The sequence below is a fragment of the Nitrosomonas sp. Nm34 genome (genome assembly GCF_900113925.1).
In the GTDB taxonomy this organism is placed as follows: Bacteria; Pseudomonadota; Gammaproteobacteria; order Burkholderiales; family Nitrosomonadaceae; genus Nitrosomonas.
Map to the genome: position 1 here is coordinate 1 of NZ_FORD01000115.1, position 3,535 is coordinate 3,535.

Consider the following 3,535-nt stretch of genomic DNA (forward strand, 5'->3'; position numbering starts at 1 on the left):
CTCGCATAATGACCAATTCAGAATCTAGTTGCTCAGACTCATTTCTCGCTGGAAATACGCACCCACTTCAGACTCATTTCATATTGGAAGAGACTCGCTATTGCCAGACTTGAGAATAAGCGGTAACATCTGGTCAACCTGAAATATATAGAAAGCGTTTAGGCATAGACTGTTATCCAAACGGATTAATCTACTTCTTCCGCCACAATCATCGGAAAAAATCACTTCACCGCATTAGCCCTCTTGAACAATTTGTTATTTGCTTAAATATGTCAAAGCAAAGATCTAGCCAAAGCGTCCTGTAATATAATCTTCTGTTTGCTTGTTCTTTGGTTTGATAAAAATAGTGTCTGTTGTATTAAATTCTATTAACTGACCTAAATACATATAAGCGGTATAGTCAGAAACTCGAGCAGCTTGTTGCATATTATGAGTTACTATAAGTATGGTCACTTTATTTTTAAGATCAGCGATCAATTCTTCAATGCTGGCAGTTGCAATTGGGTCTAATGCCGAAGTAGGTTCATCAAATAATAATATTTCAGGGTCAGTTGCAAGCGCTCTTGCAATACATAATCGCTGCTGCTGTCCACCAGATAGATTAAAAGCAAGGTCATTCAGCCGATCTTTAACTTCATCCCACAAGGCTGCATTACGTAACGCATCCTCCACTTTCTCTTCCAACATTGCACGTTGCTTAACGCCCCTTACTTTCAACCCATAAGCGACATTTTCATAGATTGATTTAGGAAAAGGGTTCGGTTTTTGAAATACCATGCTGATACGCATTCTTACTTCAATCGGGTCAACATGAGAAGACAGAATATTCTCGTTGTCTGGGTAAAGAATGATCTCACCTTCATACCGATTACCTGTATAAAGATCGTGCATCCTATTAAAGCATCGCAGAAAAGTAGATTTACCGCAGCCTGATGGGCCTATTAGTGCAGTTACCTGCTTTTCATGTAAAACCATATCAATATTTCTCAACGCATTAAAATTTCCATAATAAAAATTCAAATTTTTAACTATGGATTTATATTGAGCAGGAGAGAACTTATCTGCTTCAGGTTCTACTAAATTATTTTTTACCATTTGATTTTTTTACGCATACGATAGCGAAGATAAATAGCCAATGCATTCATTGCAAGCGTCATAACAACCAGGACCAGTCCTGCTGCTGCTGCATTAAACTGAAACTCCTCTTCAGGTCGTGATACCCAATTAAACATTTGTATTGGCATTACCGTGAAAGGTGCTGTCAACCATTCAAATGATATAAATGGAAATTCACTTTTTATTGGAGAGGGAGGCAAGAACGCAATAAAAGTTAATGCGCCAATTGTTATAATAGGGGCTGTTTCACCAATTGCTCGAGCTAAGCCGATAATGATACCGGTCAAGATACCCGGTGCAGAATATGGTAATAAATGATCAGCAACTGTTTCCCACTTGGTGGCACCTAAAGCATAAGAACCTTCCCGAATCGCAACTGGAATAGATCGTATTGCCTCACGAGTTGCTACAATTACAATAGGTAAAATTAAAAGAGCCAGCGTTAATCCAGCAGCCAAAATACTCTGCCCCAGACCTAATTGATAAACAAACAGACCCAATGCTAATAAACCGTAAATAATAGAAGGTACTCCCGCAAGGTTGGTAACATTAATTTCTATTAGTTCTGTGAATAAATTTTTAGGGGCGTATTCTTCTAAATAAACTCCGGCAGCTACCCCAAGCGGGATAGCTGCTATTGCTGTAACCAACATTACTAGCGTAGTGCCAACCCACGCTGAAAGTATACCCGCAGATTCTGGACGACGCGAAGGGAATGAAGTAAAAAAATCCCAGGATAAACGTGGTGCACCATCTATGAGCATTTGTGTAAATAAAGCAATAAATGTCAATATAGCGAGCATTAAAGCAAGCATACCCGAAATTAAAAAAATTAAATCCCAAAGTTTATGTCGGGCAATAACCACACGTAATTCTTCTAATTTCTTTTCATCACTCATAAATGCTGGTTAATAACAATAAAATTTTCAAAAAATACTTAACAAAGCATTGGTCATAACTGCATCCATTTAATAGCGGCGGCTTAACTTAAATATAATCCGAATCCAATTTTAGAATAGTAAAAGCTTCTCTAATATGTCTCACGATAACGCTTACGTAGCAGATGACCAAGTATATTAAAAATCAATGTGATCAATAATAAAGTTAGCCCTGCTGCAAAAATAGTTTGATAGCCAATGCTACCATGCGGCAAATCACCCAAGCTTACCTGAACAATATATGCAGTGATTGTGGCTGCTTGTTCCATGGGATTCCACGTTAGATTTGGTTGCATTCCAGCAGCAATAGCTACGACCATAGTTTCTCCAACTGCCCGAGAAATAGCTAAAATATAAGCAGCAGCGATACCTGAGAACGCTGCAGGCATTACCACTTTAATAGCCGTCTGAAACCTTGTGGCACCCATGGCATAAGAACCTTCCCGTAAATGCATTGGCACAGAACGCATCGCATCTTCAGTCATTGAACTTACATAAGGAATAATCATTATTCCCATTACTAATCCAGCGGATAGCAAGCTAAACCCGGGTAGATCAGGAATAATTATCTGCAATAAGGGTGTAACGAATAAGAGAGCGAAATAACCATAAACGATGGTAGGGATACCGCCTAGCAATTCCAGAAATGGTTTTGCAATCTCTCGTACTGTATATGATGCAAATTCAGAAAGATAAATAGCTATCGTTGTACCTAATGGAAGCGCCACTAGAAGGGCAATAGTTGAACTTACTACCGTTCCTGAGACTAAGGGAAGAATTCCGTAATGCGCATCATCAAATAATGGTGTCCATTGTTTCTCTGTAAGAAATTCCCAAATTGAAACATGCTGAAAAAATGTGATCGATTCTTTTATCAGCATGAAAACAATAGAAAAGGTAATTACAACTGAAAAAAAAGCTGCCAAAAGCAGCAGCAGTTCTATAAATTTTTCTCTTAAATGGCGCTTATAGCTATACCGAAGATTACCAGTTGATCTGCCTTTCTTCTCACATGTACTCTTTATATTTTTTGAATACATATTAGTTTTCTATATTAATTTAATTTGTTTTTTTATTCAAAAATAAGAATCAATTTGTTTTATGAGAAGCACTCCATCGATATGATGTGATTCATTAATATTGAGTACTGAAAAACTCTACTCATAGCTTAACTTCTTGCTAGAAATGTGTAATCACATTATGGAAGTTAATTAATCTTTATTTCACCAATTTTACTTTGTAAATAAAGGATTAATAAAATGTTCCGCTGAAAAAAGAAATTCTCTCGCTCCCATCAATCTATCGATTCTGAATCGATGTTCACTCTATCGAGTGAACATCGATATCATGGTGATAAAGTCCTTCGATTTTGATGAGTCAAATATGATTAATCATCTTCCTCATCGGAGTCTTCTTCGGAAGCATTTTCTTTAGCTTCTTCACTATTTCCCTCTTCCTCGTCATCTTCATCCTCAGCCTCC

General features: G+C 37.4%; 3 protein-coding genes. All 3 read right to left on the reverse strand.

Annotated features, from left to right (window positions below; all coding sequences use genetic code 11):
- Nucleotides 1–285 precede the first annotated feature (285 nt).
- The 3 genes from pstB to pstC all read right to left on the reverse strand — a co-directional run bounded on the left by pstB (nucleotide 286) and on the right by pstC (nucleotide 3,094).
- Nucleotides 286–1,095, reverse strand: a complete 810-nt coding sequence (pstB, locus tag BM283_RS17385) for a phosphate ABC transporter ATP-binding protein PstB (RefSeq protein WP_090695376.1) — start codon at nucleotides 1,093–1,095, stop codon at nucleotides 286–288.
- Nucleotides 1,089–2,015 carry a phosphate ABC transporter permease PstA gene (gene pstA / locus BM283_RS17390; protein ID WP_090695379.1) on the reverse strand — a complete coding sequence of 309 codons (927 nt, stop codon included), beginning with the start codon at nucleotides 2,013–2,015 and terminating at the stop codon, nucleotides 1,089–1,091. The genes pstB and pstA overlap by 7 nt, the downstream gene beginning before the upstream one ends.
- 131 nt (nucleotides 2,016–2,146) lie before the next feature.
- Nucleotides 2,147–3,094 carry a phosphate ABC transporter permease subunit PstC gene (gene pstC / locus BM283_RS17395; RefSeq protein WP_090695381.1) on the reverse strand — a complete coding sequence of 316 codons (948 nt, stop codon included), beginning with the start codon at nucleotides 3,092–3,094 and terminating at the stop codon, nucleotides 2,147–2,149.
- Nucleotides 3,095–3,535 lie beyond the last annotated feature (441 nt).

Bases quoted from the DNA above. Each gene is read 5' to 3' on its own strand.
- pstB (WP_090695376.1), bottom strand. From the start codon at position 1,095: ATGGTAAAAAATAATTTAGTAGAACCTGAAGCAGATAAGTTCTCTCCT.
- pstC (WP_090695381.1), bottom strand. From the start codon at position 3,094: ATGTATTCAAAAAATATAAAGAGTACATGTGAGAAGAAAGGCAGATCA.
- pstA (WP_090695379.1), bottom strand. From the start codon at position 2,015: ATGAGTGATGAAAAGAAATTAGAAGAATTACGTGTGGTTATTGCCCGA.